Raw genomic sequence first — 26,709 nt, forward strand, 5'->3', positions numbered from 1 at the left:
TCCAGTGAATGATTAATTTCTTACACTCACCGCATTCTTAGATGTTTCCATTATACTTCTCCACGTTCGAATCTCGCAAAAAAATCTCCGACTCCACTTTTACAGCGGGTTCGAAGATTTTTTCGAAGAAAAGCTAATGATCGCTATCCGTTGGAATTTTCCATAGTTATACTCCTGGCCGGAACGACTCATCGGCTTTCACAACCGGCGCTCGTTTTCTTACACCGTTTCAGGATGGCGGGCACCAACAGCCATAACGCTCCTCCAATCAGAAAAACTGCAGACACCGGTTTATTCAGAAAAATCATGAAGTCTCCATTGGAAATCGTCAGCGCGCGGCGCATGTTGTTCTCGATCATCGGACCGAGCACAATGGCCAGCACGAGCGGCGCTAGAGGAAAATCGTTTTTCGCCAGAAAATAGGCGGCCACTCCACAGCCGGTCATCAGCAGCAAGTCGAAAATCGAAAGCTGCACCGTGTAAACTCCGAACACGGAAATCGCGATAATGAACGGGATCAGATATTTTGCTGGTGTTACGATCAACTTGGCGAATACCCTTACGATCGGAACATTTAACAACACAAGCGCAAAGTTGCCGACAAACATACTGGCAATCAGGCCCCATGCAACCCGGGGATGCTCTTCAAACAGCAGCGGACCCGGTTGGATGTTGTACATGATCAGGGCACCCATGAGAATGGCGGTCGTTCCCGACCCGGGAATACCGAGCGTCAGCATCGGGATCATCGCTCCGCCCGCCGCACCGTTATTCGCCGATTCCGGTGCCGCTACGCCTTCGACGGCGCCTTTGCCGAACTTCTCCGGATGCTTGCTGAGTTTCTTTGCCACGATATAGGAGAAAAAAGACGCAATGGTCGCGCCCGCGCCAGGCAGAACGCCGGTGAAGAATCCGATCAGCGAACCGCGAATCATCGTGCCGGCGCTGTCTTTCATATCTTGTTTCGTGGGGTAGAAGCTTGCTATTTTTGAGATGGCCGCCCCCGTTATGTCTGTTTCAAAAATTGTCTTGAACACTTCGCCAAGCGCAAACAAACCGACCGCGACCGTCAAAAATTCTATCCCGTTGTAGATCTCGGGAAGCCCGAACGTGAACCGTTCGACACCGGATACTTTATCGATGCCGACCGTGGCCATCAACAAACCGATTACGGTCATGATAAGCGCCTTCGTCATCGATTTCCCGGCTAGTCCGCTGACCGCGGCCAAACCAAGGATCATCAGCGAGAAATAATCCGCCGGACCGAAGCGAAGCGCCACGTCGGAAAGCGGCTTGGCCAGAAAAATCAATCCGAAAAGCGAGACGATGCCCCCGCTGAACGAAGCGATGGCCGAAATCGTCAAGGCTGCTCCGGCGCGTCCTTGTTTGGCCATCGGATATCCGTCGAGCGTTGTCATGACGGCCGCCGCATCACCCGGCGTGTTCAGCAGAATCGACGAAATCGAGCCGCCGTACATAGCGCCGTAGTAAATTCCGGCCAACAGAATGATCGCGCTGGCCGCTGCGTCTTCCGGATTAAGCCCCCCCGTCAACGCGGCGGTGAAGGGCATCAATAGCGCCACGCCGCTCATCGGACCGAGACCGGGCAGCGCTCCGATTCCGGATCCGATCACCACGCCCAATAATACGAACAAGATATTATGCCACTGCAGCGCGATGCTGAAGCCGTTGAGCAAAAACTGAATAACTTCCATAATCGAACCTCCAATGCGTAAACCATACGGGCCAGCCAGGGAGCGTTCCGTTTAGCAGCACCGCATACAAGTAATAAATGACGAATGAGAACACGGCGGCAATGATCGCTGATTTCCATACGTTTCCTCTTTGCATGGCTTGAAACCCGACAAGCAGAAACAGGAATGTGCCGATCACGTACCCGATTTGTTCCAGGAAAACACAGTACAGAGTGAGCGAGAAAACGATAATCCAAAATTTTTTATAATGCATCGGCGTCTTTTCGCGCTCTTCCTGCTTATACCGAAACGTTCCGTACAACAGACCTGCACTAAGCGCGACCAGAATAAGCCCGAGGCCAAACGGAAACACATTTGGCCCGACGACGCTGCCGTATGCGCTTGCGGAAATTTTCGTGCTTTGCCATGCAAACATAGTCCCGAATGCCATCAAGACGATACTGGCATATCGGTCGAATGTCTTGTTCAAGGTTCAATCCTCCCTTGCTTGCTTTAATTACCTGCGATGATTCATCCACAAATCCACTCTATCTATTACTGCTTCGCCATGCCCAATGAGGTGAGCATATCTTTGACCAAGGTTTCCTGCTGTCCCAGGAAGGCACTGAAATCGTCGCCGCTTCTGAATTCTTTGGCCCAGCCTTTCGCCTGCACTTCATTGGCCCATGCATCGCTGTCGGACATTTCCTTCAATTTGTCCAGCCAATATTTCTTGGCATCAGGGCTCATTTCTTTCGGGCCGAAAACGCCGCGCCAAATCGCGAACTCCGCATCAAAGCCCAGCTCCTTCAGAGTAGGGACATCCTTCAAGTCTCCGCCAAGCCGCTCCGGCGACTCAACGGCCAGTATCCGGATTTTGCCGGTTTTCATATATTCCGTAAGGCTGGATGCGTCCGTTCCAAGCACGTCTGCATTTCCGCCGAGCAGCGCCGTCAACGCCTCTCCGCCGCCGTCATAGGAAACATACTTGACTTTTTTAGGGTCGACTCCGGCCTTGAACGCGGGAAGCACGGCAACAAGGTGATCCATCGAGCCCGGAGCCGAACCGCCGGCAACGGTCACTTGTGTGGGATCTGCCTTCAGGGCGTCAATCACCGATTGCAAATCCTTGAATTTGGAATCCGATATTACGGCAATGGCGCCGAAATCCTTGGTCAGCTGCGCCAGAGGCGTCGTATCCTTATATCCGTACGGGCTGTTGCCTTCGCTTTTCAAATTATTGATCAAAATCGGCGGAGAGCTTACCATCAACGCATAATCATTGTTTTTGCCCTTCGTGGCATATTCGGCCAAGAATACGGCTCCGCCGCCGCCCGGTTTGTTTTCCACGGTAATCGGCTGATCGACGATTTTGGCGGCGCCCATGACCTTGGCGATTGATCTGGCGGTCATATCCCAGCCGCCGCCGGCTCCGGAAGGCGCGACCACCACGATCGGCTTTTCCGGATATTTGGAGACGGCTTCGGTTTTAGCCGCCTCCTGCTTCGGCGTCTCTGCCGGAGCGGGAGCGTCCTTCGCCGCTTCCTTCCCGTTTCCTCCGCCGCAAGCTGCAAGTCCCCAAACAACCGCTGCGGCTAAAACCGCCAGCTTCCATCTTTTTTTGAACATCGAACTTCCTCCCCTTTTTATTGATAGCGTTTTCAAATTGACTATAAAACAGTTCCCCACTCCGGGAAAGTTTACGAAAATAAGATCAATTTAACTCATTTTGTATATTTTGTTCATAAAAACCTCAGACTCCGCTGAAGAATATCGCGCATATCTCCTTCCCGAGCACGCGCGATTCCGCTAAAATGAGTTAACAAGATCAGGTTTTCCATTAAGGGGGTCGGCCGTTGCGTCTTCAGACCCGATTGATTCTGTTTATCTGTTCGCTGCTGTTTTTGATCATTGCCGTGCAGGCTTTCTTTTTCAATGAGATGTGGACTTCTCAATTGAAGGAAAAGACCGGCTCGAACGCCCTGCAAATCGCCAAGACCGTGGCGTCGATTCCGGCCATTCGCGAAGCCTTTGACGATCCGGATCCTTCGGCCGTCATCCAGCCCATCGCCGAAACGATCCGCAGGGAAACCGGCGCGGAGTTCGTCGTGGTCGGCAACAAGCAGGGCATCCGCTATTCGCATCCCGTTCCCGCACGCATCGGGCAAGAAATGGTCGGCGGCGATAATGGGCCGGTATTTGAAGGGAAGTCGATCGTTTCGGAGGCGCAGGGAACCCTTGGACTATCTCTGCGTGGAAAGACACCCGTCTTGGATGATACCGGCAAGGTCGTCGGGGTTGTCTCCGTCGGCTTCCTGATTGACGACATCAACCAAGAGGCCAAGAAATCAGAAACAACATCATACTCATCACCTTCTTTTCCCTGCTGTTCGGTTCGATCGGCTCCATTCTGATCGCCAATCGGGTCAAACGGTCCATTCACGGCCTGGAGCCCGAGGAAATCGGACGTTTATATCAAGAGAAACAGGCCATACTGGAATCGATCCGCGAAGGCATTCTGGCCGTCAATCAACAAGGGAGGATCACAATGGCCAATCATGCCGCCGCCCAAATGCTCGGTCTGGAGGAATATCAGAACATTGTCGGCAAGCCGATCCTTGAGCTGCTCCCCTCTTCACGGCTTCCCGAAGTCATCAAAACGGGACAAACCGAATTTGACCGGGAAATGGTCATCCGCGATCAAACCGTGATCGCCAACCGGCTGCCGATTTTGGACCGCCACGAGTCCGTGATCGGAGCGGTAGCCACCTTCCGCATCAAATCCGAGCTGTATCTTTTATCCGAAAAATTATCCCAAGTCCAAAAATACGCGGAAACCCTGCGCGCCCAAACCCATGAATATTCGAACAAATTGTACGCGATATCCGGTTTGATCCAGCTGGAATCCTATGACGAGGCGTTGGAGCTCATCGCCAAGGAATCGGATGTCCAGCAGGATCTGATTCATTTCATCATGCGGGAAATCCCCGATCCGGTCATCGGCGGCCTCTTGATCGGCAAATTCAATCATTCCAAAGAGCTCAAGCTCGAGCTGGAAATCGACAGAAACAGCTCCTTCCGCGATGTGCCTGCGGAAATCAGCCGCAACCATCTATTGACCGTTATCGGAAATCTGCTTGACAATGCTTTCGAGGCGGCGCTGGAAAACGGAAACGGCAGCAAAAACATCACCATTTTCCTGACCGATCTCGGCGATGATCTTATTATCGAAGTGGAAGATTCCGGAGCGGGAATTCCTCCCGATGTCGCGGACCAAATGTTCGAGACCGGCTTCTCCACCAAGGCGGGAAAACACCGGGGCTTTGGTTTGGCGCTGGTCAAACAGGCCATCGATCAATTGGACGGATATATTTCCTATAAAAGCAATCCGGGGGAAAAAACATTATTCACCGTGGTGCTCCCCAAAAAAAGGACGGGCATTCTATGATTAAGGTGCTTATTGTGGAGGATGATCTCGGCGTAGCCCGCATCAACCAGCGGTTTGTGGAGAAAATCGGGGGGCTTCAGGTCGTCGGCATTGCAACCGATGAGGAACAATCCAAAGAACAGCTGGAAATATTCGAACCGGATCTCGTTCTGCTCGATTTGTACTTTCCGGATATGCACGGACTGCAGCTGCTTCAGCATATCCGGCTTAGGCACCGCCATACCGATGTCATCATCATTACGGCCGCCAAGGAATTGGACACCGTTCGCGAAGCGATCCGAGGCGGGGTTTTCGATTACATCATCAAACCGGTCATTTTCAATACGTTCGCGGAAAAAATGAAAAATTACATTCTGTTCAGAAAAAACATCGAGCAGGGTAACCGGCAGGTCGATCAAGAACAGGTAGACCTCCTGTTGTTGAGGCGCCCGCAGGAAAAAATCCCGATATCGGATTTGCCCAAAGGCATCGACAAGCTGACACTGGAAAAAATCACACTGTATTTGGAACAATCGAATGCAGCATTTACCGTCGAGGATATCTGCGTCAGAATCGGCAGCAGCCGCACAACCGCGCGTCGGTATCTGGAATACCTGGTTTCCGTCGGCAAACTGAAAGCGGATGTGTCCTACGGCACCGTGGGCCGACCGGAAAGAATCTACCGAACGGTAAATTGAAACCCTCTATAGAGATTTCATATTACATTATTTAATTCCACCGGACGTAAGCCCTTGAACGAGATATTTTTCAATGTAGAGAAACAGTACCAGAACAGGAATGGTCGTAAGAATAGCTGCGGCCATGAGATAATGCCATTGCACCATATATTGGCCGACAAACGAGTAAATACCCAACGGGAGGGTCTGCATTTCCGGCTTGGACATGAATGTCAAAGCAATCATGAAGTCATTCCACGCCCAGATGAATGCGAATATTGTAGTTGCCACCAGACCAGGTAATGACATGGGCAGTACAATGCGGAATAGAACGCCTAATTTGGAACAGCCGTCTATTAGGGAGGCCTCTTCGATTTCGATCGGAATCGCTTTAAAAAAGGATGTCAGGAACCAAATTGAAAACGCAATGCCTAAGGCGGCATAAGTAAGTATTAAAGATTGATAGGTATTTAACATATTTAGCGAAGCCATCGTTTTGAAAAGACCTATAATGAGCACAATGGGAGAGAACATTTGGGTATAGAGTATGATGTTCCGGAAAATGCTTTGGCCGGCGAATTGCATTCGCGCCAAAGCATAAGCGGCGGGGATCGACACAACCAGATTTAACAAGGTGGCCCCGATGCCAACTATAAGACTGTTCAGCATATAGCGCGACATAGGGACATGTGTCCATATATCCACAAAATTTTGCCAACGCCAGGTTTGCGGAAACCAAGTCGGAGGAAATCTGAAAATCTCTGAAAGAGGTCTCAAGGCTGTTAAAATCATAATAAAAAACGGAAAAATCATGAATATTAATACGACAAGCAGAAAGCTGAGCAAAATCATACGCGGCAATCTTCCTTCAATATACACAGTTAGTCCTCCTTCAACGTAATTTTTTGGAATAGCCAGGCAAAGACCACCAGGATGAGGAAGGTAATTACCGCCATGCTTGACGCCCCGCCGAAGTTGCTGTATTGAAAAGCTTGTTTATATAAGTAAGTTATCAATATATCCGTCTTAAATGAGGGGCCGCCTTGAGTCAGGATCCAAATTATCGGAAAACTGTTAAACACATAAATGACATTGAGAAGTGTAGTAACAGTCAACGGTTGTCGCAGCTGGGGAAGCGTAATTCTCCAAAAGGTAACAAGAAAGCTTGCGCCGTCTACTGCAGACGCCTCATACTGATCATTGCCGATCGATTGGAGTCCTGCCAATAAAGACAATGTCGTAAAAGGAACACTAACCAAAATCCCCACAAAAATAATAATGATGAAAGCAAGCTTCGGATCGCCGAGCCAAATGATTTGCTCTTTCGTAATTCCAAGCTGTTGAAGCATATGGGTGATAATGCTGTATTGGCCGTCGAAAATCCATTTCCAAGCTATGGCGTTGATCATTAATGAAGCCGCCCAAGGAACAATCAGAATTCCTCGAGCCAGCTTTCGACCTGGAAAGCGCAGGTTGAGAGCAATTGCTGCTGGAAGCGCTATTAATGTAGTGATAACTACAACCCAAACGGTCCATTTCACCGTCCGTATTGTGATATCCCAAAACTCCGGATCCGCAAACAAACTTGTATAGTTCGCAAAACCGTTAAAACCGGTTGGATTGCCAAGGGCATTAACACTGTTCAAGGAAATATAAAAAGTATTAAGGATGGGATAAAAAACAACAAGCAAAATTAATATTAACGCTGGAGCGATAAACAAATAGGCCAATTTGGAACGATTGTGATTAGGTGATACTTGCAATTTTAGCCCCCCCGTAAAAGGTATCAAACAACCCCGCCCTCCTATGAACGGTAGGCGAGGTTGCCGGATACTCATCAATGACCGCAGCAATCCATTTTATTTCTTCCCTAAAGCATCGATCTTTTTGGCTGCCTCATCCAGCGCATCTTTCGGGGACATCTCGCCCGACATGGCTTTTTGTACTGCAACCGTCTGAATTTCTTCGATGGTCGGGAAAGTATCTACCGGAGGATAGAATTTGGCGTATTGAAGTGCATCAATAAACGGTTTTTTGTCTTCCGACTGGAAGAATGCGTCTTTGCTGACTTCCACTTGTTCCGGAAGCATGCCTTCTACTTTATCAAATTCCAACCGATACTTCTGCTGGTACATATATTCAATAAATTTCCAAGCCTCGGCCTTATGTGTGGTACTAGCCGACATTCCGAGAGAATCGGTTACACCAAGGACTGCAGGCTGTCCTCCGGTACGCGACGGGAAGTATGCAATCCCGTATTGCAGATTCGGATTTTGACGCTTGATCTCATCAGCCAACCATGGGCCTGTAGGATACATTCCCAATTGTCCGGAAATGAACATTTGAATGATCTGGTCGCGCCCGAAGCCGTTAGGGTTAGGCTGGGTCACTTTTTCTTTATTGGCCATGTCAACCATAAACTGCAGCGCTTCTACCCCTTGCGGACTGTTTAAAGCGGCTTTTCCATTGGCGTCCAAAATGTCCCCGCCATTATTCCATAAGAAATAATCAAAATACGTGTCAACTTCAATACCCTTGCTATAAAGCCCCAGACCATACACATTGGGCGGGTTGCTCACCTTTTTGGCTGCATTCATTAGATCATCCCAGGTTTTGGGCGGTTGAACATTTGCTTTATCAAAAAGGTCCTTTCGGTAGAAAAGCATTCTGGCCGATGCAGCCACGGGGATCCCGTATGTTGCATCGTTTCCGGGCATTTTTGCGCCATTCAATAAAGCCGGGATAAACTTCTGCTTAAAATCCGGAGTCATGTAGGAATTCAGATCCTCGATTTGTTTGAGGGAAGTGAACTGTGCCAACCAACGGGTTGCGTACCCAAAAACGTCGGGTGTTTGATTGGCGCTCATCGCAGTGATGAGCTTGTCATGCATTTTGTCCCAGGGTGCGATTTCCAGCGATACGGTTATCTTGCCGTCATTATCCTTGTTAAAATCGTCAACCACTTTCTTCATCAATTCTTGCGTTTTTTCATCGTACTGCGGAAACAAAAAGCTTAATTTTACAGGTTCTTGTTTATCGCTTGCACTTGGACTCGCACCTCCGCTTGCTTGTGCGGTTTGTTTGGGCTCCGCATTTCCATTGCTTTGGCTTTGCGAGCTGCAGCCGATCAAACCTTGCATGACCATTACCAGAGCGAACATCATTACAGCAATTTTCCTTGATTTCCTTAACATTTGTCTCATGGCTCAAACCCCCTTAAAATTCGTTAGCTGTACATCACCAATCCAGAAGAAAATATAAATTCTGAATATTGATAATGTTAAGTTATAAAATATTCTATAATTTTTTATCAATTCCTGCTAGAAAAATAAAATAAATTATTTAAAAATTAATTTTTGTATTTTTCTAGCATAATTATTTATCAGCAATAAAAACCCCAAAATCCGCTTTATATTTGAAGCTTACTTATTTATCAGCACAAAAATCATAAAAAAATACAATCGGTTCTCGAAATTTATATAAAAAATTATTCGATTTATTTGGATAAAACATAATATTTTATTAAATACAGTTTATTTTTTTACGTATTATATAGTAAACTATATTTGTACTATACAATCAGTCAACTGAGAATTTTCCAAAAAATAGATAAGGAAGTGAGCGAAATGGAAAAAACTCCACATCCACTTTTGAAGCGTCGTTTGGGGAATACGCATATGGAAGTTACCGTTATGAGCCTGGGAGGTGCAGGATTAGGAGGTATTTTCGGACCTGTAGGTGATGCTGAAGGCGTAGCCGCTGTTGAAAAAGGCTTGGAACTGGGCATGAATTGGTTGGACACCTCCCCAAAATACGGTGATGCAGAACGCAGAATGGGCTTGGCGCTTCGGGGCGTACCGCGTGATCGGTACTATATTTCCAGCAAAGTGGGAACTCATCCTGCGCGCGGAATTGATTATTCTTCAGATGCCGCTTATTGGACGGTTGAGAATAGTCTTAAAGTACTGGGAATCGATTATTTGGACATATGCCTTATCCATGAACCCGAGCCTCGCCACATTGAACAGGCGTTAGGGCCCAATGGGGCGATGGAGGCATTGGTAGATTTAAAAAATCAAGGCGTTATCAAATCGATCGGTATCGGTGTGCAAAGCCATGATTTAATTCGAAAAGCAATCGATACGGGACATCTTGACATGGCATTAACGGTAAACGATTACACCTTATTGAGGCAGTCTGTGCTCGAAGGGGTATGCGATTACGCTGAGCCTCGCGGTATTGGTGTCGTAAATGGAGCTGCGCTGGCAATGGGATTGCTTTCGGGCCGGCATCCAAATGAAATCGGAACACCGAAATGGACCCCGCCAAAGAATGAGTTGGGTTCGGCATTGGAAATTTACGACTGGTGCCAAAATCACGGAATAAGCATCCTCTCCTTAGCTTTGCAGTTCAGCCTCCGCCAGCCTCGATTTGCAGCGACGCTCATCGGCGCAGCAACACCAAAAGAGGTGCAGGGATGCTGGGATGCCGTGACTGCTGAAATTCCCCAGTCCATTTGGGATGAATTGCCGGAGCTGTTGGATCGGGTAAGGGTTCCTCAACCAATCAATTAACAAGGAGGTGCGCGTTATGTCATTCACTGCCAAAGCACCCTATCAAATGTTCATTAACGGTATTTGGACGGATGCGGACAGCAAGGAAGTATTTGAGGTGAAAAATCCGGCTACCACTGAGGTGGTCGGCACTGTTCCGATGGGTTCTGATACCGATACGACAAAAGCGCTGAATGCAGCGCAAAATGCATTTAAATCATGGTCCCGTCTGCCTGCCCGAAAGAGAGGCGAATACCTTGAGAAGGTTAAGGATCTTTTGCTGGAGAATCTTCAAGAGCTGGCGGTAATGATCACCTTGGAATCGGGTAAGCCCTTGAGCGAGGCCAAGGGTGAAGTCATCAGCGCGGCAGAAAATTTCGCATGGTATGCTGCGGAAGCGAGACGTGTCTATGGAGAGGTTATCCCCTCGGATGATGCCGCAAAACGGATTGTTGTCATTCGTCAGGCCGTCGGAGTTGCAGCGCTCATCACACCCTGGAATTTTCCGCTGAACATATTGGGCAGAAAGGTTGCAACCGCTTTGGCTGCAGGCTGTACGATTGTGGCAAAGCCCGCTGAACAGACACCGATCACGGGCATTCTGTTATGGAGGCTGCTTGAGCAAGCGGGGCTGCCGCCTGGCGTGGCCAACTTGGTCACAGGAGATCCCGTTCAAATTGGCAAGGAGCTTCTGGATAATCCGATTGCCAAGGTCATCGGATTCACGGGCTCTACTGCGGTTGGAAAGCTGCTTATGCAAGGAGCCAGCAAGCATGTCAAGCGGCTGGCGTTGGAATTGGGCGGGCATGCCCCTTTTATTGTTTTTGAGGATGCCGATCTTGATCTCGCCGCAAAGGCGGTTGTCCGCAATAAATTTCGAAATACAGGACAAATGTGCGGTTGTGCTAATCGTGTCTATGTGCATGAGCTTGTTTATGATGCATTTATAGAAAAGCTCACGGCTTTGGTTCAGAAACTCCAAGTGGGAAATGGACTGGAGGATTCAACAGAGGTTGGACCTTTGGTTGACGAACAAGGTTTAATCAAGGTAAAGCAGCATGTAGATGATGCGCTGAGTAAAGGAGCCACGGCATTAGTCGGGGGATGCGCCCTGGAGGGTTCACCCGGATTCTTCTATCAGCCGACGATACTCGTGAATGTTCATAAAGAAATGGATATCATGAGGGAGGAAACCTTCGGGCCGGTTGTGCCTGTTACAACCTTTACCAGTGAGGAAGAAGTGCTCAATCAGGCCAACGACACACAATACGGACTGTACGCATACTTTTTTACGAAGGATGCCGACCGCTCCATCCGCGTCTCCGAGGCTCTTGAATACGGCATGGTGGGAATCAACGATAGTCTTATAACGGCCATTCAGGCTCCCGCAGGAGGATTTAAAGAAAGCGGTCTGGGGCGTGAAGGCGGCCATTGGGGAATGGACGAATATTTGGAAGTCAAATACGTGACCCACACAATGACCAGTCAGGGAAATTAATTATCACATCACTTTCTTGGGGAGGAGAAACAAGTGGGCAAAGAAAATGCCAGTGATTTTATCAAAAAATTTTTTCCAGTAGCTGAAGCAGTTGCAGAGATGTTCGGTTCCCGCTGCGAAGTGGTGCTTCATGATCTGACCCGACCGCAATCATCCGTAATCTATACGAAGAACGGCGATGTAACCGGGCGCAAGGTGGGAGAATCATTTCGTCATCTTATTTATCAGGTTCTTCGATCGGATCGATTCAAAAACGATTATGTAAGCAACTATAAGACAACTACGCTTGACGGTCGAACGATAAAATCAACCACGGCATTGATCCGGGATGAAAAAGGCGTGATTGCTGGAGCGTTTTGCATCAATTTCGATATTGATGACTTGCAAAAAACGAACGATTTCTTATCTGAATTTACCCGGCTGGAGGATGAAGAAATCCCTAAGGAAGAATCCGAAGTCAACAACGTCTGGGATATTGTTTCCGATCTTATCAAGTATGCGGTGGAAGAAAGCCCGGTACCCATATCTGAAATGGATAAAGAAGATAAAATCAATATCGTGTCGTTTCTTTATGACAAGGGTTTGTTTCTGATCAAGGGAGCGATGGACGAAGTTGCCCAAAGCCTGAATGTATCCAAGGTTACAATCTACGGTTATTTGGAAGAGATTAAGAACAGAAGGACTAATGATGCTGCGGGAGGGAACCAACATGGTATCAGTATTGGCGATATCAAATGATGAGTGCAAAGCGATATTAGGTATGACAAAAGCCATTGAGGTTCTTGAAGAAGCCTTTCGGCTGAATGCCCAAGGGAAATACCTTACCTTTCCCGTCATTCGCGAAAAGCTTTGGAATAACGGAATTTTCGGAATAAAGTCGGGCACAAAAAAATCGGAATCCAGCCTCATTGGATTAAAAGCGGGAGGCTACTGGCCCGATAACCCCAAAACAGCCAACGTATCGGCTCATCAGTCAACGATTCTTTTGTTTGATTCCGAAACTGGACAATCGAAAGCATTGCTTGGAGCCAATTATATTACCGGATTGAGAACGGGAGCAGCCGGGGCGCTGGCTGCGAAATATTTGGCCCGTAAAGACTCCTCTAAAGTAGCTGTGTTCGGCAGCGGAATTCAGTCGGAAATGCAGATGCGCGCATTGATCTCCTTATTTGCAATTGAAGAAATAACCGTATATAGTCCGGCCAAGGAATCCCTGCTCGATTTTGAACAGCGAACGAATGACCTTAATCAGGTCAAATTTAATTTTGTTTCTCAGCACAGCGACATGCGCGAGCCCGTCCAAAATGCCGACATCATTGTTACGACTACTCCATCGTTTGAATATGTTTTGCCGGATTCATGGGTTTCCAAGGGCGCTCATATCAATGCCATCGGAGCGGATACCAAGGGTAAGCAGGAAATCGAACCCTCATTGTTCAAAAGGGCGGTAACGATAGCTGACTCCTATGAGCAGTGCTCCGTATTGGGAGACCTGCAGCATGCGATCGCGCAAGGATTCGTAACACGAGAGGACGTAGCAGAGTTGTCGGACGTGATCGTAAATCCGGAAAAAGGCCGTGTCCAAGACGACCAAATTACATTATTTGATGCTACCGGCGTATATCTGGAGGATCTTGCGGTTGCAGAATATATTTATCATACGGCACTTGAGCAGAATATTGGAATTGAAATATCGATTTAAGGGGATGTCCGTATGTTTGACTTGGTGATAAGAAACGGAACGATTATCGACGGGTCTGGTAAAGACGGCTTCATTGGAGATATAGCGGTTCAAGATGAGTCGATTGTGGGAATAGGCCGTATTGAGGAGCAAGGGATCATTGAAATCGACGGAACGGGTATGATCGTATGTCCAGGTTTCATAGATGCTCATACTCATTCGGATTTGTCGTTACTGGAAAGACCCGAATGCTCGGAAAAGATTACACAAGGTGTGACTACGGAAATTTTGGGAAACTGCGGGTTTTCTGTAGCTCCGATAGCCAAAGTCCCCGCGGTTCAGTCGTTTCGTTCCTATTCCGGCCCTGTGCTTGGATACCCTAATCGGGAGTGGTCCTGGGAATCCTATTCGGATTATCTGTCCACTGTAGCGGCAGCAAAGCCTGCCGTAAATTTTGCATCTCTGATCGGTCATGGAACCCTGCGGGCGGTCGTAATGGGATTTGACAATCGGAAGCCGACGGAACAAGAACTTGAGCGTATGGCTGCTTTGCTCGATGAATCCATGCAGCAAGGAGCATTGGGATTGTCTACCGGGCTGGTTTACGTTCCCGGAACTTATTCCGACGAGGATGAATTGATTGCTTTGGCGCGTGTCGTGGTTTCCCATGGCGGAATTTATGCGACACATTTACGCAATCAGGCAGACGGGCTGGTCGATTCTGTTGAAGAAACCATCCGTGTCGGAATGCAGTCGGGGGTTGCCATACATATCTCTCATCATAAGACGGTCGGTGAACGAAATCAAGGTTTGGTTCATCAGACTCTCTCTCTGCTCGACGAAACCATGGAGAAAGGTATTTTTACCAGCTCGGATATGTACCCCTATCTTTCAGGAAGCACGACCATGGCTGCGCTGCTGCCTGCCTGGCTGCTTGAAGGCGGCATCGACCGGATGATCGAGCGGCTGTCCGATCCGCAAATCCGAAAAAGAGCAGCTAATGATATCGAGCTCGGAATCGAAGGCTGGGAAAATCGCCTTGAGGTCATAGGGTTTCACAATGTTATTGTGAATTCATTCCAGACGGAAGCGAACAAAAAATTTCAAGGACTGAGCCTAAAAGAAGTTGCGCAATTGAGGGATGAAGCCGTGCTGGAATGCATGTTTAATTTGCTCATTGAAGAAAACGGCGAAATCAACGTCCTTCTTAAAAACTCCACAGAAGCCGATTTGCAGGAGGTTCTTCGTCACCCTAGAACCGTAGTGGGTTCTGATGGCTTATTCAGCGGGGATACGCCTCATCCCAGACTGTATGGTACTTTTCCACGTGTCTTGCATCGGTATGCTGCAGAATTAAATGCCCTCTCGCTTACCGAGGCCATCCACAAGATGACAGGCTTGACATCGGAGATATTCCATTTGGGGAAGGTTGGATTTTTAAGATCAGGGTTTAGAGCCGATATTGTGGTCTTCGATCCTCAAGAGATTAAAGATCTGGCGACTTTCGAGCATCCCAAGGTTTTTTCTTCGGGAATAAAGCATGTGGTGGTAGGAGGAAAGCTGGCTCTGCAGGACGGAAGCATTACAGGAGTCCGCAATGGGTGTGCTTTGATTCGCCAATCAAGTTAATATCTCAAAGGAGGGTATTTTCATGAGGTACGAAGAGATTGATACACCGGCAGTGGTAATTCATGAAGACATCATGAGAGAAAATGTAAAAAGAATGCAGGATTTTTGCGAAAAAAATGGGTATCGACTTCGACCTCATATTAAATCCCACAAAATTCCCGAAATCGCCCATTTGCAAATGGACCAGGGAGCAGCAGGCATCACGTGTCAAAAATTGGGTGAAGCCGAGGTTATGATCGATCATGGAATTAAGGATATTCTCATCTATTACAACATTATCGGCAGTAAAAAACTGGAGAGATTATCCGGGCTTTGCCAAAAAGCCAAGATTGCTCTTGCCATCGATTCTCTTGATGTTGCCCGGGAAATTTCCAAAGCTCTGGTGAACTCCCGCGGAGAAGCCGGTATTTTGATCGATTGCAATACGGGATATGACCGCACGGGTGTGAATGGCCCGGAAGAAGCGCTTGAATTGGCCAAACAATTGATGGCGCTGCCGCAATTGCACTTTTTGGGATTGGCTACTTTTCCATTTCCATCTGGGGCCAGAGATTGGTTCGCGTCGGCCGCCAGGCTTTTTGCAGATGCGGGTATTCCGATTCAGACGATTAGTGCTGGCGGTTCCGGGTTCCCTACATTGTCAAACGAACCCATTCCTTTGGTGACAGAGCTGCGGACCGGTACCTATGTATTTAACGATAGAACCTGTGTCCTCAATGGTTGGGCCTCATTCGATCAATGCGCATTGAGGGTTCTGACCACTGTTGTCAGCGTGACGAATGACATTGTCATTGTTGATGCCGGCTCCAAAACATTGACAAGCGATATTCGCAAAGGGATGACCGGTTACGGTTATATCATGGAATTTCCCGAAGCCGAAATCTTTCAGTTCTCTGAAGAGCATGGACATGTTGATGTAAGCCGATGCAGTCAAAAACCGAAGTTGGGCGACGTCCTGACCGTAATTCCAAATCATGCATGTGGAACGATGAATTTGCATGATGAGGTGCTTCGGCTTGGGAATGATGAGATCGTTGGAAGGTGGACCGTGGCCGCTCGCGGAAAAGTAAGATAATTTCCCGAACAGCTATGAAAACGGAGCATCTTTGAGCGGCACAGCAACTGTGGCACCCTGCAGAAGTCCTTAGTGAATTCTGCAGTAAAAGCAGTGCTATACGTCACCCCCCGACCATTCCTTCATAAACTGCTGCAAAAACAGCTCCATAAAGCGATGCCGCTCTTCGGCGATTTGCCGGGCTGCGTCCGTATTCATCAAATCCTTCAGCTTGAACAGCTTTTCATGGAAATGATTGATGGCCGTTCCCCGCCCGTTGAGGTATTCGTCAAGGGTCATCTTGTCCCTTGGCGGCAGCTCGGGATCGTGCATCATCTGCCCCTTCCAGCCCGAATACATGAACGTCCGGGCAATGCCGATCGCGCCCAGCGCATCCAGTCGGTCCGCATCCTGGACGATTTGCCCTTCCAGCGACGGCATCGGCGAGCCTTGGCCGCCTTTGAAGGACATCGTGCCGATGATGCGGAGCGCATGGGCGGCTGCCGCTTGGTCGACTCCCTGACAGCTCAGCCACTCTGCAATCCCGGCCAACGCTTCACTTTCGCTTGCCTGCAATTTGCCATCTGCCAGATCGTGCAGCAGGGCGGCCAACTCGCAAAGAAAAGCGTCGGCTTGATAGTGCCGGGCCAGGCGGACAGCCATGCGGCGCACCCGCTCGATATGAAACCAGTCATGGCCGCTGGTATCCGCCCCCAATCGCTCGCGGACGAAGCCTTCCGCCAAGCGGATGATTTCCTCAGTATTCATCGGGTTTTCCCCCATTCGTTATGGTTGCCGTTCCGAATCGGGTTCCCGCAGGGGTTCGGGTCCACAAGCCCCTGCGATTCGCCATCGTTTGCCGCTCAATCATTGATGTGGCTTGGAGGTCCGGAAACGCTGCTCAGAATGACCTCTTCCTTGTGCCTGTAGATTTTTCCGGCAATCTGCCGCGTTTGTTCAATCAGCCACATATGCGTCAGAGTGTTGGAGGTGTAGTCCGCTTCCCCGTACATATCGATCCGGTCGTCTTTCCGAAGCTTGTCCACCTGCTGAAATTCCTTCGGCTTGCCCTTCGGATACACCGCGAACGACCGCCCCCCGTTTTGTTTAATGACCGAAAAAACGGGAACGTCGCTGGGTCCGTCGGCAATATAAATCATGTGCTCGAAAGGCACTCTTCTGGCATTACGCGCCATGGTTGCGTTAACGTCAATGTTTTCGTTCTTGTTGGAGCCCTTGTTGATCTCGAAGATCGCCCGGGTTTTCGACGTATTGTCGATGACATAGCCGATCTGCGAAATCTCGTTTTCCCGATTTTCATCCTCTTGGACGGTTACCGCCCCCGCGGCCGCTTCCCCTTCGGGCTTCAACCGGGAACGTATCGGCCGTTCGATGAACTCGCATCCCCATATTCCGTCCACAAACGGAGCAATGTCGGAGCCGCGGATCATCTGGGCAAACCCTGTGCTGATGATGTAATGCTCCACGGTGATATTGTACTTTTTGAACATTTCATCCTTTTCCACGCTATCCTTAAGAGTCACAAAAAAATCGGGAAGTCCGGGGTAAAAGCCCAATTCCTTCCCGAGCTCAAACAGCATCCGGTTGTTCAAGCCGGGGAAAATTCCCTGCCCGACACAGGTCAAAAAATGATTCAAATAAATCGAATCGCTGTTTATCCGGATTTCCGGGTTTTGTTTCCGGTACGCCTGTGCAAGGGAATTGACTTCGTTCCAAAAATCCGCGGAATTGATACCGAACTTCCGGAAAATCGGCGCCTGCATATAGCCGTCCATCAACGTTTTGTCAAAATCCCAGATCAGGGCGATGACATTTTGTTCAAAAGGCTGACTCATTCGGTACCCTCCTTATCATGCCGATATTAGATGAGACTATTATACCATTGCAGGAAAAGCTTGGGCGAATTTGGTTTAGTCGCTTGATTGTTGCGCCTGATCCCGTTATGATATGATGTATCGCAAAGATAGACATTCCGTGCCGTATCCCGGCACCGCTATTCCAAGATGGCAATGGAGGAATCATGAACATGCAGCGGCGTTTTGTAATCGAAGCGGTTATGGCCGCCGTATACGGACAATTGCTCGTCCCCGGCCAGCCCGTGGAATATATCATTCCCTACTCCACCGTGATGGAGCTGTATGAATTTCAGTCAGGACGAGTTTCCGTAATGCCTGAAGAAGAGGATGACGCAATCGTCAAATCCAAAATCGATGAGCTGATCCGTTTCCTGGAGGAACCGCTGAACAAAAAGAAAATCGAACGGGCCTTATCCCTTCCTTGGCGTAAAAGCCCGGCGATTCTCGTCAATGACCAGGTCTCGTTTACGATTGTGAACGCATTGGATAACGCGCAATACGGCGATTCCTTCGATCCGATCGAGACTGAGTTGATGCTGACTTCAATCCGCGAGCAGGCCCCAATCCTGACCGATCAAATCGAGTTTGTCGACAGACTCGTGCAATCGGGTGCCCCGGTTCAGGTCGTGGACATTGACGACTTCGAATATGCCTTGGAGGCGGATATCCCCTTCGGGATTTGAATTTTCGGACTTTCAATATCCTTTCGCCCCGCTCTCCTCAATTTGCTTGATTCAGCCTCATTATCTTCTCAAGGAGGAATGGCTTGCTTGCAGCGCATTTTAGCAATTACCCGCGCCTTTGAGCTCTTGACAGATATCCCGTTAAACGCGCTCGCCAATGAAAATATCAAGTGGTACTGGGTTGATTTTAACGAACCCACAGAGGAAGAAGCGAAGCTGTTAGCGGATTATTTTCATTTTCATCCGCTGGCGATCGAGGATTGCCTGCACCTATTGCAGCGACCCAAATTGGATCATTACGGAGATACGCATTTTCTGGTGATGCATGCAATTGATCCTGACACGCTGTCGGTGGAAGAAGTCGATTTGTTCTTGGGCAGCAGCTTTCTCGTCACGTTTCATGCGCATCCCTCCAAAGAAATCGATGAGATCTGGGATCGGATAAACACACAGCCGAGTTTTCGTGGTAAAGGTCCTCTGTATGCAGCCTACAAAGTGATGGACAAATTGGTCGATCAATATTTTCCCGCCGTCCTGCAGCTCGAAGAGCAGTTATCCGAGATCGAAAACAATGTCCGCAACGCTTCCATCCAAAAGCTGATGGACGATATTTTCAACATCCGTGCCAAACTGGTCAAACTGCGCAAAACGATTTTGCCCGCAAGGGATCTCTTCTACAGAATCGTCAATTCTGAGCGCATCGACGGAATCAGAGATCAGTCCGTCTATTTCATGGACGTATACAATCACCTACTGAAGCTTTCCGAGCTCATCGACTCGATCCGGGAAATGACCTCAGATCTGCGGGACAGCTATATTTCCGTCAACGCCAACCGGATGAATACCATCATGAAGACGCTCACTGTGATTACTACCATTTTTATGCCGCTGACGTTTATCGTCGGGATTTACGGCATGAATTTTGAGTGCATGCCCGAGTTGAAATGGAAATGGGGTTATTTTACCGTCCTCGGCGTGATGTTGGGCATAGGATTCGGGATGTTCTGGTTTTTTCGGCGGAAAGGATGGTTCCGTTAATCAAACTTTTGATTTTGACTATAAGAAAATGCCATGTTAAGATTTGATTATGGAGTACTGAAAGCGGGGAATGTGACGAATGAAAAGGTTACGATTCATATTGATCGTGCTTGTCATTTTATTCATGTCTGTTTTCCCTTTTGAAAATATACACTTCTTGCCTTCAAACAAAGGCGCCCAAATATCCGCTTCGAATGTTGAACTTTCCATCATTGGTGACGTTCAAAACGAAAATCATGGACTCGTACATACTCCTGCTTCATTATTGCTTTTTCCTTTTCATGAATATGTTAAATTCATTATGGATTTCTATATTTGGACGTTGCTGTCTTCATTCGTTTTCATATTTTTGAAGCTGTCGATGCTCAGACCGATCAAATTCACCTCGTTTTTTGTCATCTTCTTTCCTGAATTCCGTTTAACAAAGCCAACCATGTTCAACTAAATTCATTCATGGGAGAGATGACGTTATGGGAAATTTATTGGCCCCGAGCCATTTGTTATTAATCTTCTTCTTTGTGTTGTTGATATTCGGTCCAAAAAAGTTGCCTGAACTCGGAAATGCGCTCGGCAGAACGTTAAAAGGTTTTAAGGAAGGCGCCAAAGAAATCATGAATGATGAAGAATTTCAAAGCAAGCCAATTCAAAAAACAGAAGAACTAAGAAAAGAAGAAACTACGGGAATCTCCAAAAATTAAACGAAATTTAATACAAAAAGCCAGTAGCTGAGATCTGCTGGCTTTTTCATTGCAATACGTATATGATTATTCTCGTGGCTTCATTTACGATTCTTCACCAGGAGGAAAAGCTCCTTTCAGCATAAACGGCGTCAATAAAGTTGTAATCAGGACAACCCATACGGTGACGGAAAGCAGGTTTTGATTGATAATTCCCCGTTGAAAAGCGATCATCGATACGATCAGCCCTACTTCTCCGCGCGGGACCATGCCGACCCCGACTTGGAAAGAAGACAGCAAATTCATTCCCGAGATTTTGGCGCCTATCCCGCATCCGATGATCTTGCTGAATATTGCAAGGGTCGTGATTGTCACAATAAGTCCGATTAGCTCGAATCCCAATTGGGATACAATCAAACGAAGGCCGAAGCCGACGAAAAAGACGGGAATGAATACAGAGTAACCGATTGCTTCCAAGTAACCGATATAGTTAATGTCGGCTCGGGATGAAGCCCTCAGGGATGAGCTCATCAGCATTCCGATCAAATATGCTCCAACCACGCCTGTCAAACCGGCCGCTTCGGCAAGAAAGGCAAAGCAGAAAGCGATGCCAAGCAAACTCAAAACGACAAGCAGATGAGCTCTCCGCCGTTTCAGAAAATCGATCAGACGAAGGAAAATCATTTTGCCGGCTAACGTCAGGGCCGCGAACGCGAAAAGCTTAACAGACAGCTTAGCTGCGAACAAGCCGTTGATCGATTCCGATCCAGGCGCTATAAGGACGAGAACGACAGTTAGAATGAGAAAACCAAAAATGTCGTCGATGACAGCCGCAGCTAAGATTGTCGTTCCTACAATGGTATGCAGCTTACCCATATCCTTCAACACTTGGACCGTGATGCTGACGCTGGTGGACACCAGGATCGTACCCAGAAGCATGCTGGCCGATGTGGGGTATCCCAGATACCGGCCCAGGTAATAACCTGCGGCAAACGGTACCGCAACTCCAATTGCGGCAACAAACAAAGCGTTGTTCAAAACGCGCTTTAACATGGCGGTATTGGTCTCTATCCCTGCAATAAACATCAACAGGATGGCGCCAATTTCGCCTATCCGGTTCAGCAACGACCCGGGTTCTACCCAACCCAGCACGGAGGGGCCGATCGCGATGCCACCGATAATCTCACCCACTACGGCAGGCTGCTGCAGCTTGCGGGATATATAACCCGAGATTTTGGAAAATACTACAAGCAACAAAATTGAAATCACAACATGAACGGACTGAAAGTTCATTTCCGAGAATAATCGCTGCAAAGCATCCATTTTGCTTATGTCCCTCACTCCATTTTTAATAATGGATATGTGGACAAGGCTCGGGTTATAACTTCTTGCCTTTTTTTTCTTATTCCAAGCTGTGAACGTTTTGAACGAGGTGCAGTCGTGTTATTCCATTCGCCAAATTTTTTGATTTTTTTTATCGCGGTGCTGATTCCGTATTTTATGTACAAACGTTCAAGAATCGCCGTTCTGGCCTTGGCCAATGCTGTTTTTTACGGCTTTTCGGGCTTCAAGATCCTGCTGCTGTTTGTTCTTGTAACCATTGCTACCTTCTGCATCGTTCACGGAATGAGGAAGGAGAATTGGCGCTGGCTTTTTTGGGTGGGCATTTTGCTTAATCTCATGAATCTGGCTTTTTTTAAATATACCTTGTTTTTATTGAATTCCTTTCAGGGGCTCACCGGTATTCGGTTTGGTTTTGCCGATTATACTCAATTCAGCATCGTGCTGCCGATCGGAATTTCCTTTTATACATTTGAATTGATTTCGTATTTGATTGATGTGAGAAGGGGAGAAACAGTCCCTACCCGTTCATTTTTAACATTCTGGACGTTTGTTTCGATGTTTCCCCATCTTATTGCAGGCCCGATCATGAGAGGCAATGAATTGATTCCCCAGCTGGAGTTGCTTTCCGAAAAGCGCGTTTCCTGGATGGAGGTCAAATACGGGTTGTACCTGTTTTTCATCGGAACGATCAAAAAAATCATTCTGGCGGATAACCTTGCACCCGTTGCCGATTCTTTCTTTAACAAGGCCCATGCTCTGTCCGGCACGGAGTCCTGGATCGCGGCATACCTTTTTACGTTTCAAATTTATTTTGATTTTTCGGCATACAGCGATATGGCTTTGGGACTCGGCTATATCATGGGGGTTCAATTGGCGCAAAACTTCATCACCCCTTACCTGAGCAGCAATCCGACCGAATTTTGGAAAAGGTGGCATATCACGCTGTCGCGTTGGATTCGAGATTATATCTACATTGGGCTCGGCGGCAATCGGAAAGGGCGCGCGCGCACGCAATTCAATTTGTTGGCGGCCATGCTGCTGTCCGGGTTATGGCATGGCGCAAACTGGACATTTGTTTTGTGGGGAGGACTGCACGGCATTCTGCTTGTCCTGCACAAATGGAGCCTACGGTTGAATCGCTGGAGACGGATCAATCAGTTGCGCGGCACTAGGCTTTATCACATCCTTGCTGTTGCCGTCTTCTTTCACATTACGGTATGGACTTGGGTATTTTTCCGCGCTCCGAATTTTTCTTTAGGCTGGAGCATGACCCAAGAGATGATGAAGGTAAATGTGAATGATCTTGTGCGGCATCCATTGTTTCTTGCCATCTGCGGGTTATACGTCCTGCATCTCGCGGAAAATTGGATACGCTCCGACGAGAGCCGATCGGGGTGGGTGTGGCATCGTGTGCCCGCCCCTGTCAGAGGACTGCTTTACTTTATCCTCGTGTTAACGATCATTTATTTCACCAAAGGAGAAACTTACAATTTTATTTATTTTCAGTTTTAAACGGTGTTGGACAAGACAAGGCCCCCATATACAAATGCAATCACAATGATCCAGGCCGGATGCCATTTCCACTTGGTCATCAACAGCAGCGACACGGCCGCAATCACCGCAAATTGCCAAACACCGATGGATTGCACCGAATCCACCCCTATCTGCCAAGTCAACATAATCATCAATACGGCAATCACCGGTTGAATCAGAATCGTCATTCCACGGACTTCCGAAGACTTCCGATATCGGTTCAAAATTCTCAGGAAGATGATCAGCGCGATCGCGGAGGGTGCCACAGTTGCGATCACTGCCGCGATGGCCCCGGGTACACCGGCTTGAGCATAACCGACATATGCGGCTATTTTCGTCGCAATCGGGCCGGGAAGGGCATTTCCGACGGCCAGAAGATCAGCGAATTGAGCATTGGTCAACCAATGATAATGATTTACGATCTCCTGCTGCATTAACGGAATGGAAGCCGGTCCTCCGCCATATCCGAGAAGATTCGCGATCAAAAAGGCAACAAAAATATTCCATAATATCATGTCTATACATCCTTTTCCGCGGAACGTTTTTTATTGGACAAGCCTTCCAGCAATCTTAAATGAAACGCCCCGTATAACAGAAATAGAATCACGACGAAGGCGGGATTGATCGGGATGACGGCCAATAACAGAAAGGCGAGAACGCCGAACAGCATCCCCAAGGCTTTCCCGAGCCCTTTCCAGGTTTTTTGTACGAATTCATAAGCCATCATGCCAAGCATTACGGTTATGACCGGCCGGACGGCGCCAACCATCCCCTTTATATATTTGGATTGTCCAAATATATAAAGCACGCTGACTAATGATATCATTGCAATGACCGTCGGCAGAATATGAAACAGGACGGACACGAGCGCCCCCATCGCCCCTTTGACCCGATAGCCGAGATAAGCGGCCATCTTTGTAGCAATCGGGCCGGGAAGGGCGTTGGCCAAAGCCAATATTTCACTAAATTCATCGTCATTGATCCACTTGTACTTGATAACCGCTTCATGCCGGATCAAAGGAATGATCGAAGGCCCACCGCCGTAGCCGATAATGCCCGTACGGATCATGGCAATCATGATTTCTTTGTAGGTTCCCTGCAAGTTAACGTTCACTCCCTTAAACAGTGTAAGCGTTTCAGATATTGGACGAAGCACGACCTCTAAGCTTGCTTGTATCAGCTCGATTGCCATTCGGTTTTGAGAACGTAACGTAATACGGCTTTTTTTTCATCCCTTTCTATTATACTATCACGTATACTATCACGCGTCTCTAACTAAAACAGTACTTTTACTCGGGACTTGCCGATAGACAGTCAAGAAATTTCCGCCAAAAATTTTTTCTATTGCGCAAAAGCAAAACCGTGGTGGAAGACCCGCCCCTACCCGAGATTTTATAAATTCTATAACGCAAATAAAAAACCTGGGATAGCGAGCTATTCCAGGAGCTTGTTATGTATGGTGCCGGTGATCGGAGTCGAACCGATACTGGGGGCTACCCAACACGATTTTGAGTCGTGCGCGTCTGCCAATTCCGCCACACCGGCAAGGATAAAAAACATTTGTTACAAAATGGCGTGCCCTGAGAGATTCGAACTCCCGACCTTTTGATTCGTAGTCAAACGCTCTATCCAGCTGAGCTAAGGGCACATCATGTGATGGCTTTGGTGCCGAGGACCGGACTTGAACCGGTACGATAGTCACCTATCGCAGGATTTTAAGTCCTGTGCGTCTGCCTGTTCCGCCACCCCGGCATTCGAATGATCTCTTGTGGAGGCGCCACCCAGATTCGAACTGGGGATAGGGCTTTTGCAGAGCCGTGCCTTACCGCTTGGCTATGGCGCCATATCATGGAGCGGACGACGAGATTCGAACTCGCGACCCTCGCCTTGGCAAGGCGATGCTCTACCACTGAGCCACGTCCGCATATATATTGGCTGGGGCACTAGGATTCGAACCTAGGGAATGACGGAGTCAAAGTCCGTTGCCTTACCGCTTGGCTATGCCCCAAAAGGGTATATGGGGCGATCGATGGGAATCGAACCCACGAATGCCGGAGCCACAATCCGGAGCGTTAACCACTTCGCCACGACCGCCATAAAAATTAATTTGCAATTGGCAGGGGCAGCAGGAATTGAACCCACACTAACGGTTTTGGAGACCGCTGTTCTACCTTTAAACTATGCCCCTATAGGTAGGTGGTGGAGGGTGGTGGATTCGAACCACCGAACTCGTCAGAGAACAGATTTACAGTCTGCCGCGTTTGGCCGCTTCGCTAACCCTCCGGGATATGAAACAAATCATGGTGCCGTTGAGAGGACTTGAACCCCCAACCTACTGATTACAAGTCAGTTGCTCTACCAATTGAGCTACAACGGCAAGATGATGGCGCGGGACGGAATCGAACCGCCGACACGAGGATTTTCAGTCCTCTGCTCTACCGACTGAGCTACCGAGCCGTATAATGGCGGAGCTGACGGGATTCGAACCCGCGGTCTCCTGCGTGACAGGCAGGCATGTTAGGCCACTACACCACAGCTCCGTGGTTGCACACCTTAAGATTAAGTTATGCGTGTAATAAGAATTGGTTGCGGGGGCAGGATTTGAACCTGCGGCCTTCGGGTTATGAGCCCGACGAGCTACCGGACTGCTCCACCCCGCGATAATATGGTGGACGCTGACGGGATCGAACCGCCGACCCTCTGCTTGTAAGGCAGATGCTCTCCCGGCTGAGCTAAGCGTCCAAATTAGTGGGAATGACCCGTAGGGGATTCGAACCCCTGTTACCTCCGTGAAAGGGAGGTGTCTTAACCCCTTGACCAACGGGCCATATAAAAACTGGCGGAGAGAGAGGGATTCGAACCCTCGAGACGCTTGTGACGCCTACACGATTTCCAATCGTGCTCCTTCGACCAACTCGGACATCTCTCCAGTGGCTCCCCGAACAGGACTCGAACCTGTGACAACTCGGTTAACAGCCGAGTGCTCTACCGACTGAGCTATCAGGGAATATCGATTGACCCGCTTGGCAACGTCCTACTCTCCCAGGACCCTTCGGTCCAAGTACCATCGGCGCTGGAGGGCTTAACGTTCGTGTTCGGGATGGGTACGCGTGGTTCCCCTCTGCCAATATCACCAAACCGGTGCTGAAAATAATTTAACTTTACTTCCCTCAGCAGCAAATTATATTATGCCACATTCATCATGCATTGTCGATGCAAAATTTCAGGAAGTGCAGGGACTTGCTCCCTCAAAACTAGAAGCGAAGCAAACGTTGGTGCGCATGGATGTTGCTGCAGCAATGCTGCAAAGTTGTGGATAAGCCCTCGACCGATTAGTATTCGTC

General features: G+C 48.4%; 24 protein-coding genes, 17 tRNA genes and 1 rRNA gene. 13 read left to right on the forward strand and 29 right to left on the reverse strand.

Annotation, left to right across the window (positions count from 1 at the left end; translation table 11 throughout):
- Positions 1-188: 188 nt before the first annotated feature.
- From VF724_RS16025 to VF724_RS16035, 3 genes are all read right to left on the reverse strand, one after another.
- On the reverse strand, positions 189-1,715 hold the full coding sequence (locus tag VF724_RS16025; protein ID WP_371755267.1) for a tripartite tricarboxylate transporter permease: 1,527 nt from the start codon (positions 1,713-1,715) through the stop codon (positions 189-191).
- The gene (locus VF724_RS16030; RefSeq protein WP_371755268.1) at positions 1,660-2,184 is read right to left on the reverse strand and encodes a tripartite tricarboxylate transporter TctB family protein; all 525 of its coding nucleotides are present in this window, start codon (positions 2,182-2,184) and stop codon (positions 1,660-1,662) included. Before VF724_RS16030 ends, VF724_RS16025 begins: the two co-directional genes overlap by 56 nt.
- 65 nt (positions 2,185-2,249) lie before the next feature.
- On the reverse strand, positions 2,250-3,323 hold the full coding sequence (locus VF724_RS16035) for a tripartite tricarboxylate transporter substrate binding protein (protein WP_371755269.1): 1,074 nt from the start codon (positions 3,321-3,323) through the stop codon (positions 2,250-2,252).
- A gap of 227 nt (positions 3,324-3,550) precedes the next feature.
- Between VF724_RS16035 and VF724_RS21565 the strand changes: the two genes are divergently transcribed.
- From VF724_RS21565 to VF724_RS16045, 3 genes are all read left to right on the forward strand, one after another.
- On the forward strand, positions 3,551-4,108 hold the full coding sequence (locus VF724_RS21565) for a sensor histidine kinase (RefSeq protein ID WP_442788070.1): 558 nt from the start codon (positions 3,551-3,553) through the stop codon (positions 4,106-4,108).
- A 104-nt stretch (positions 4,109-4,212) separates the two neighbouring features.
- Positions 4,213-5,142, forward strand: a complete 930-nt coding sequence (locus VF724_RS21570; RefSeq protein ID WP_442788071.1) for a sensor histidine kinase — start codon at positions 4,213-4,215, stop codon at positions 5,140-5,142.
- On the forward strand, positions 5,139-5,819 hold the full coding sequence (locus VF724_RS16045) for a response regulator (RefSeq protein ID WP_371755270.1): 681 nt from the start codon (positions 5,139-5,141) through the stop codon (positions 5,817-5,819). Before VF724_RS21570 ends, VF724_RS16045 begins: the two co-directional genes overlap by 4 nt.
- Positions 5,820-5,846: 27 nt before the next feature.
- Here the strand turns inward: VF724_RS16045 and VF724_RS16050 are convergent, their stop codons facing one another.
- The 3 genes from VF724_RS16050 to VF724_RS16060 are packed head-to-tail and all read right to left on the reverse strand — an operon-like array spanning position 5,847 to position 9,001.
- Positions 5,847-6,677 (reverse strand): carbohydrate ABC transporter permease, encoded by an 831-nt coding sequence (locus tag VF724_RS16050; RefSeq protein ID WP_371755271.1) that lies wholly within the window; start codon positions 6,675-6,677, stop codon positions 5,847-5,849.
- Between the two features lie 2 nt (positions 6,678-6,679).
- Positions 6,680-7,651: a carbohydrate ABC transporter permease gene (locus VF724_RS16055; protein ID WP_371755272.1), complete on the reverse strand. Its 972-nt coding sequence runs from the start codon at positions 7,649-7,651 to the stop codon at positions 6,680-6,682.
- A gap of 6 nt (positions 7,652-7,657) precedes the next feature.
- Entirely contained in the window at positions 7,658-9,001 is a 1,344-nt protein-coding gene (locus VF724_RS16060; RefSeq protein ID WP_371755273.1) for an ABC transporter substrate-binding protein, read from the reverse strand.
- A gap of 363 nt (positions 9,002-9,364) precedes the next feature.
- Between VF724_RS16060 and VF724_RS16065 the strand changes: the two genes are divergently transcribed.
- From VF724_RS16065 to VF724_RS16090, 6 genes are read left to right on the forward strand one after another with little or no spacing between them, the layout of a single operon-like run.
- Positions 9,365-10,372, forward strand: coding sequence for an aldo/keto reductase (locus VF724_RS16065; protein ID WP_371755274.1), 1,008 nt, complete (start codon positions 9,365-9,367; stop codon positions 10,370-10,372).
- 16 nt (positions 10,373-10,388) lie between these two features.
- Positions 10,389-11,849 (forward strand): NAD-dependent succinate-semialdehyde dehydrogenase, encoded by a 1,461-nt coding sequence (locus VF724_RS16070; RefSeq protein ID WP_371755275.1) that lies wholly within the window; start codon positions 10,389-10,391, stop codon positions 11,847-11,849.
- A gap of 33 nt (positions 11,850-11,882) precedes the next feature.
- On the forward strand, positions 11,883-12,587 hold the full coding sequence (locus VF724_RS16075) for a helix-turn-helix transcriptional regulator (protein WP_371755276.1): 705 nt from the start codon (positions 11,883-11,885) through the stop codon (positions 12,585-12,587).
- A complete protein-coding gene (locus tag VF724_RS16080) occupies positions 12,559-13,551 on the forward strand; it encodes an ornithine cyclodeaminase family protein (protein ID WP_371755277.1) in 993 nt (330 codons plus the stop codon). Before VF724_RS16075 ends, VF724_RS16080 begins: the two co-directional genes overlap by 29 nt.
- Before the next feature lie 12 nt (positions 13,552-13,563).
- Positions 13,564-15,159, forward strand: coding sequence for an N-acyl-D-amino-acid deacylase family protein (locus tag VF724_RS16085; protein ID WP_371755278.1), 1,596 nt, complete (start codon positions 13,564-13,566; stop codon positions 15,157-15,159).
- Between the two features lie 22 nt (positions 15,160-15,181).
- Positions 15,182-16,234: an alanine racemase gene (locus tag VF724_RS16090; protein ID WP_371755279.1), complete on the forward strand. Its 1,053-nt coding sequence runs from the start codon at positions 15,182-15,184 to the stop codon at positions 16,232-16,234.
- A gap of 96 nt (positions 16,235-16,330) precedes the next feature.
- On the opposite strand, the gene VF724_RS16095 is transcribed toward VF724_RS16090, so the two are convergent.
- Both VF724_RS16095 and VF724_RS16100 read right to left on the reverse strand, forming a co-directional pair.
- A complete protein-coding gene (locus VF724_RS16095) occupies positions 16,331-16,981 on the reverse strand; it encodes an HD domain-containing protein (RefSeq protein ID WP_371755280.1) in 651 nt (216 codons plus the stop codon).
- A gap of 95 nt (positions 16,982-17,076) precedes the next feature.
- Positions 17,077-18,069, reverse strand: a complete 993-nt coding sequence (locus tag VF724_RS16100; protein ID WP_371755281.1) for a hypothetical protein — start codon at positions 18,067-18,069, stop codon at positions 17,077-17,079.
- A 191-nt stretch (positions 18,070-18,260) separates the two neighbouring features.
- Between VF724_RS16100 and VF724_RS16105 the strand changes: the two genes are divergently transcribed.
- From VF724_RS16105 to tatA, 3 genes are all read left to right on the forward strand, one after another.
- Positions 18,261-18,773 carry an ADP-heptose synthase gene (locus VF724_RS16105; protein ID WP_371755282.1) on the forward strand — a complete coding sequence of 171 codons (513 nt, stop codon included), beginning with the start codon at positions 18,261-18,263 and terminating at the stop codon, positions 18,771-18,773.
- 87 nt (positions 18,774-18,860) lie between these two features.
- Positions 18,861-19,811, forward strand: a complete 951-nt coding sequence (gene corA, locus VF724_RS16110) for a magnesium/cobalt transporter CorA (protein ID WP_371755283.1) — start codon at positions 18,861-18,863, stop codon at positions 19,809-19,811.
- Positions 19,812-20,281: 470 nt separating this feature from the next.
- Entirely contained in the window at positions 20,282-20,509 is a 228-nt protein-coding gene (gene tatA, locus VF724_RS16115) for a twin-arginine translocase TatA/TatE family subunit (protein ID WP_371755284.1), read from the forward strand.
- 84 nt (positions 20,510-20,593) lie between these two features.
- Here the strand turns inward: tatA and VF724_RS16120 are convergent, their stop codons facing one another.
- Positions 20,594-21,811 carry a cation:proton antiporter gene (locus VF724_RS16120; protein ID WP_371755285.1) on the reverse strand — a complete coding sequence of 406 codons (1,218 nt, stop codon included), beginning with the start codon at positions 21,809-21,811 and terminating at the stop codon, positions 20,594-20,596.
- Between the two features lie 117 nt (positions 21,812-21,928).
- Between VF724_RS16120 and VF724_RS16125 the strand changes: the two genes are divergently transcribed.
- Positions 21,929-23,344, forward strand: a complete 1,416-nt coding sequence (locus VF724_RS16125) for an MBOAT family O-acyltransferase (protein WP_371755286.1) — start codon at positions 21,929-21,931, stop codon at positions 23,342-23,344.
- Here VF724_RS16125 and chrA read toward each other — a convergent pair.
- From chrA to rrf, 20 genes are all read right to left on the reverse strand, one after another.
- Positions 23,341-23,880, reverse strand: a complete 540-nt coding sequence (gene chrA / locus VF724_RS16130) for a chromate efflux transporter ChrA (protein ID WP_371755287.1) — start codon at positions 23,878-23,880, stop codon at positions 23,341-23,343. The two genes, VF724_RS16125 and chrA, sit on opposite strands and share 4 nt — an antisense overlap.
- Before the next feature lie 2 nt (positions 23,881-23,882).
- A complete protein-coding gene (gene chrB / locus VF724_RS16135) occupies positions 23,883-24,467 on the reverse strand; it encodes a chromate efflux transporter ChrB (RefSeq protein WP_371755288.1) in 585 nt (194 codons plus the stop codon).
- A 355-nt stretch (positions 24,468-24,822) separates the two neighbouring features.
- Positions 24,823-24,910 (reverse strand) — tRNA-Leu (locus VF724_RS16140).
- A 26-nt stretch (positions 24,911-24,936) separates the two neighbouring features.
- Positions 24,937-25,013 (reverse strand) — tRNA-Arg (locus tag VF724_RS16145).
- 15 nt (positions 25,014-25,028) lie between these two features.
- A tRNA-Leu gene (locus VF724_RS16150) sits at positions 25,029-25,117 on the reverse strand.
- A gap of 17 nt (positions 25,118-25,134) precedes the next feature.
- Positions 25,135-25,208: transfer RNA gene (locus tag VF724_RS16155), tRNA-Cys, on the reverse strand.
- A 6-nt stretch (positions 25,209-25,214) separates the two neighbouring features.
- Positions 25,215-25,289: transfer RNA gene (locus VF724_RS16160), tRNA-Gly, on the reverse strand.
- 8 nt (positions 25,290-25,297) lie between these two features.
- A tRNA-Gln gene (locus VF724_RS16165) sits at positions 25,298-25,373 on the reverse strand.
- Between the two features lie 10 nt (positions 25,374-25,383).
- Positions 25,384-25,459: transfer RNA gene (locus tag VF724_RS16170), tRNA-His, on the reverse strand.
- 20 nt (positions 25,460-25,479) lie between these two features.
- Positions 25,480-25,553 (reverse strand) — tRNA-Trp (locus tag VF724_RS16175).
- A gap of 9 nt (positions 25,554-25,562) precedes the next feature.
- Positions 25,563-25,648: transfer RNA gene (locus tag VF724_RS16180), tRNA-Tyr, on the reverse strand.
- Positions 25,649-25,666: 18 nt separating this feature from the next.
- Positions 25,667-25,742 (reverse strand) — tRNA-Thr (locus VF724_RS16185).
- Between the two features lie 7 nt (positions 25,743-25,749).
- Positions 25,750-25,822, reverse strand: a tRNA-Phe gene (locus VF724_RS16190).
- Positions 25,823-25,828: 6 nt separating this feature from the next.
- Positions 25,829-25,905, reverse strand: a tRNA-Asp gene (locus VF724_RS16195).
- Between the two features lie 43 nt (positions 25,906-25,948).
- Positions 25,949-26,025: transfer RNA gene (locus VF724_RS16200), tRNA-Met, on the reverse strand.
- Positions 26,026-26,031: 6 nt separating this feature from the next.
- Positions 26,032-26,107, reverse strand: a tRNA-Val gene (locus tag VF724_RS16205).
- 13 nt (positions 26,108-26,120) lie between these two features.
- Positions 26,121-26,192 (reverse strand) — tRNA-Glu (locus VF724_RS16210).
- Positions 26,193-26,202: 10 nt separating this feature from the next.
- A tRNA-Ser gene (locus VF724_RS16215) sits at positions 26,203-26,294 on the reverse strand.
- A gap of 2 nt (positions 26,295-26,296) precedes the next feature.
- Positions 26,297-26,372, reverse strand: a tRNA-Asn gene (locus VF724_RS16220).
- Between the two features lie 14 nt (positions 26,373-26,386).
- Positions 26,387-26,503 (reverse strand): 5S ribosomal RNA (gene rrf / locus VF724_RS16225).
- Positions 26,504-26,709 lie beyond the last annotated feature (206 nt).

The sequence above is a fragment of the Ferviditalea candida genome (genome assembly GCF_035282765.1).
GTDB classification, from domain to species: Bacteria; Bacillota; Bacilli; order Paenibacillales; family KCTC-25726; genus Ferviditalea; species Ferviditalea candida.

Bases quoted from the DNA above. Each gene is read 5' to 3' on its own strand.
- VF724_RS16025 (WP_371755267.1), bottom strand. From the start codon at position 1,715: ATGGAAGTTATTCAGTTTTTGCTCAACGGCTTCAGCATCGCGCTGCAG.
- VF724_RS16035 (WP_371755269.1), bottom strand. From the start codon at position 3,323: ATGTTCAAAAAAAGATGGAAGCTGGCGGTTTTAGCCGCAGCGGTTGTT.
- VF724_RS16045 (WP_371755270.1), top strand. From the start codon at position 5,139: ATGATTAAGGTGCTTATTGTGGAGGATGATCTCGGCGTAGCCCGCATC.
- VF724_RS16060 (WP_371755273.1), bottom strand. From the start codon at position 9,001: ATGAGACAAATGTTAAGGAAATCAAGGAAAATTGCTGTAATGATGTTC.
- VF724_RS16070 (WP_371755275.1), top strand. From the start codon at position 10,389: ATGTCATTCACTGCCAAAGCACCCTATCAAATGTTCATTAACGGTATT.
- VF724_RS16080 (WP_371755277.1), top strand. From the start codon at position 12,559: ATGGTATCAGTATTGGCGATATCAAATGATGAGTGCAAAGCGATATTA.
- VF724_RS16085 (WP_371755278.1), top strand. From the start codon at position 13,564: ATGTTTGACTTGGTGATAAGAAACGGAACGATTATCGACGGGTCTGGT.
- VF724_RS16090 (WP_371755279.1), top strand. From the start codon at position 15,182: ATGAGGTACGAAGAGATTGATACACCGGCAGTGGTAATTCATGAAGAC.
- VF724_RS16095 (WP_371755280.1), bottom strand. From the start codon at position 16,981: ATGAATACTGAGGAAATCATCCGCTTGGCGGAAGGCTTCGTCCGCGAG.
- VF724_RS16100 (WP_371755281.1), bottom strand. From the start codon at position 18,069: ATGAGTCAGCCTTTTGAACAAAATGTCATCGCCCTGATCTGGGATTTT.
- VF724_RS16105 (WP_371755282.1), top strand. From the start codon at position 18,261: ATGCAGCGGCGTTTTGTAATCGAAGCGGTTATGGCCGCCGTATACGGA.
- tatA (WP_371755284.1), top strand. From the start codon at position 20,282: ATGGGAAATTTATTGGCCCCGAGCCATTTGTTATTAATCTTCTTCTTT.
- VF724_RS16120 (WP_371755285.1), bottom strand. From the start codon at position 21,811: ATGGATGCTTTGCAGCGATTATTCTCGGAAATGAACTTTCAGTCCGTT.
- chrA (WP_371755287.1), bottom strand. From the start codon at position 23,880: ATGATATTATGGAATATTTTTGTTGCCTTTTTGATCGCGAATCTTCTC.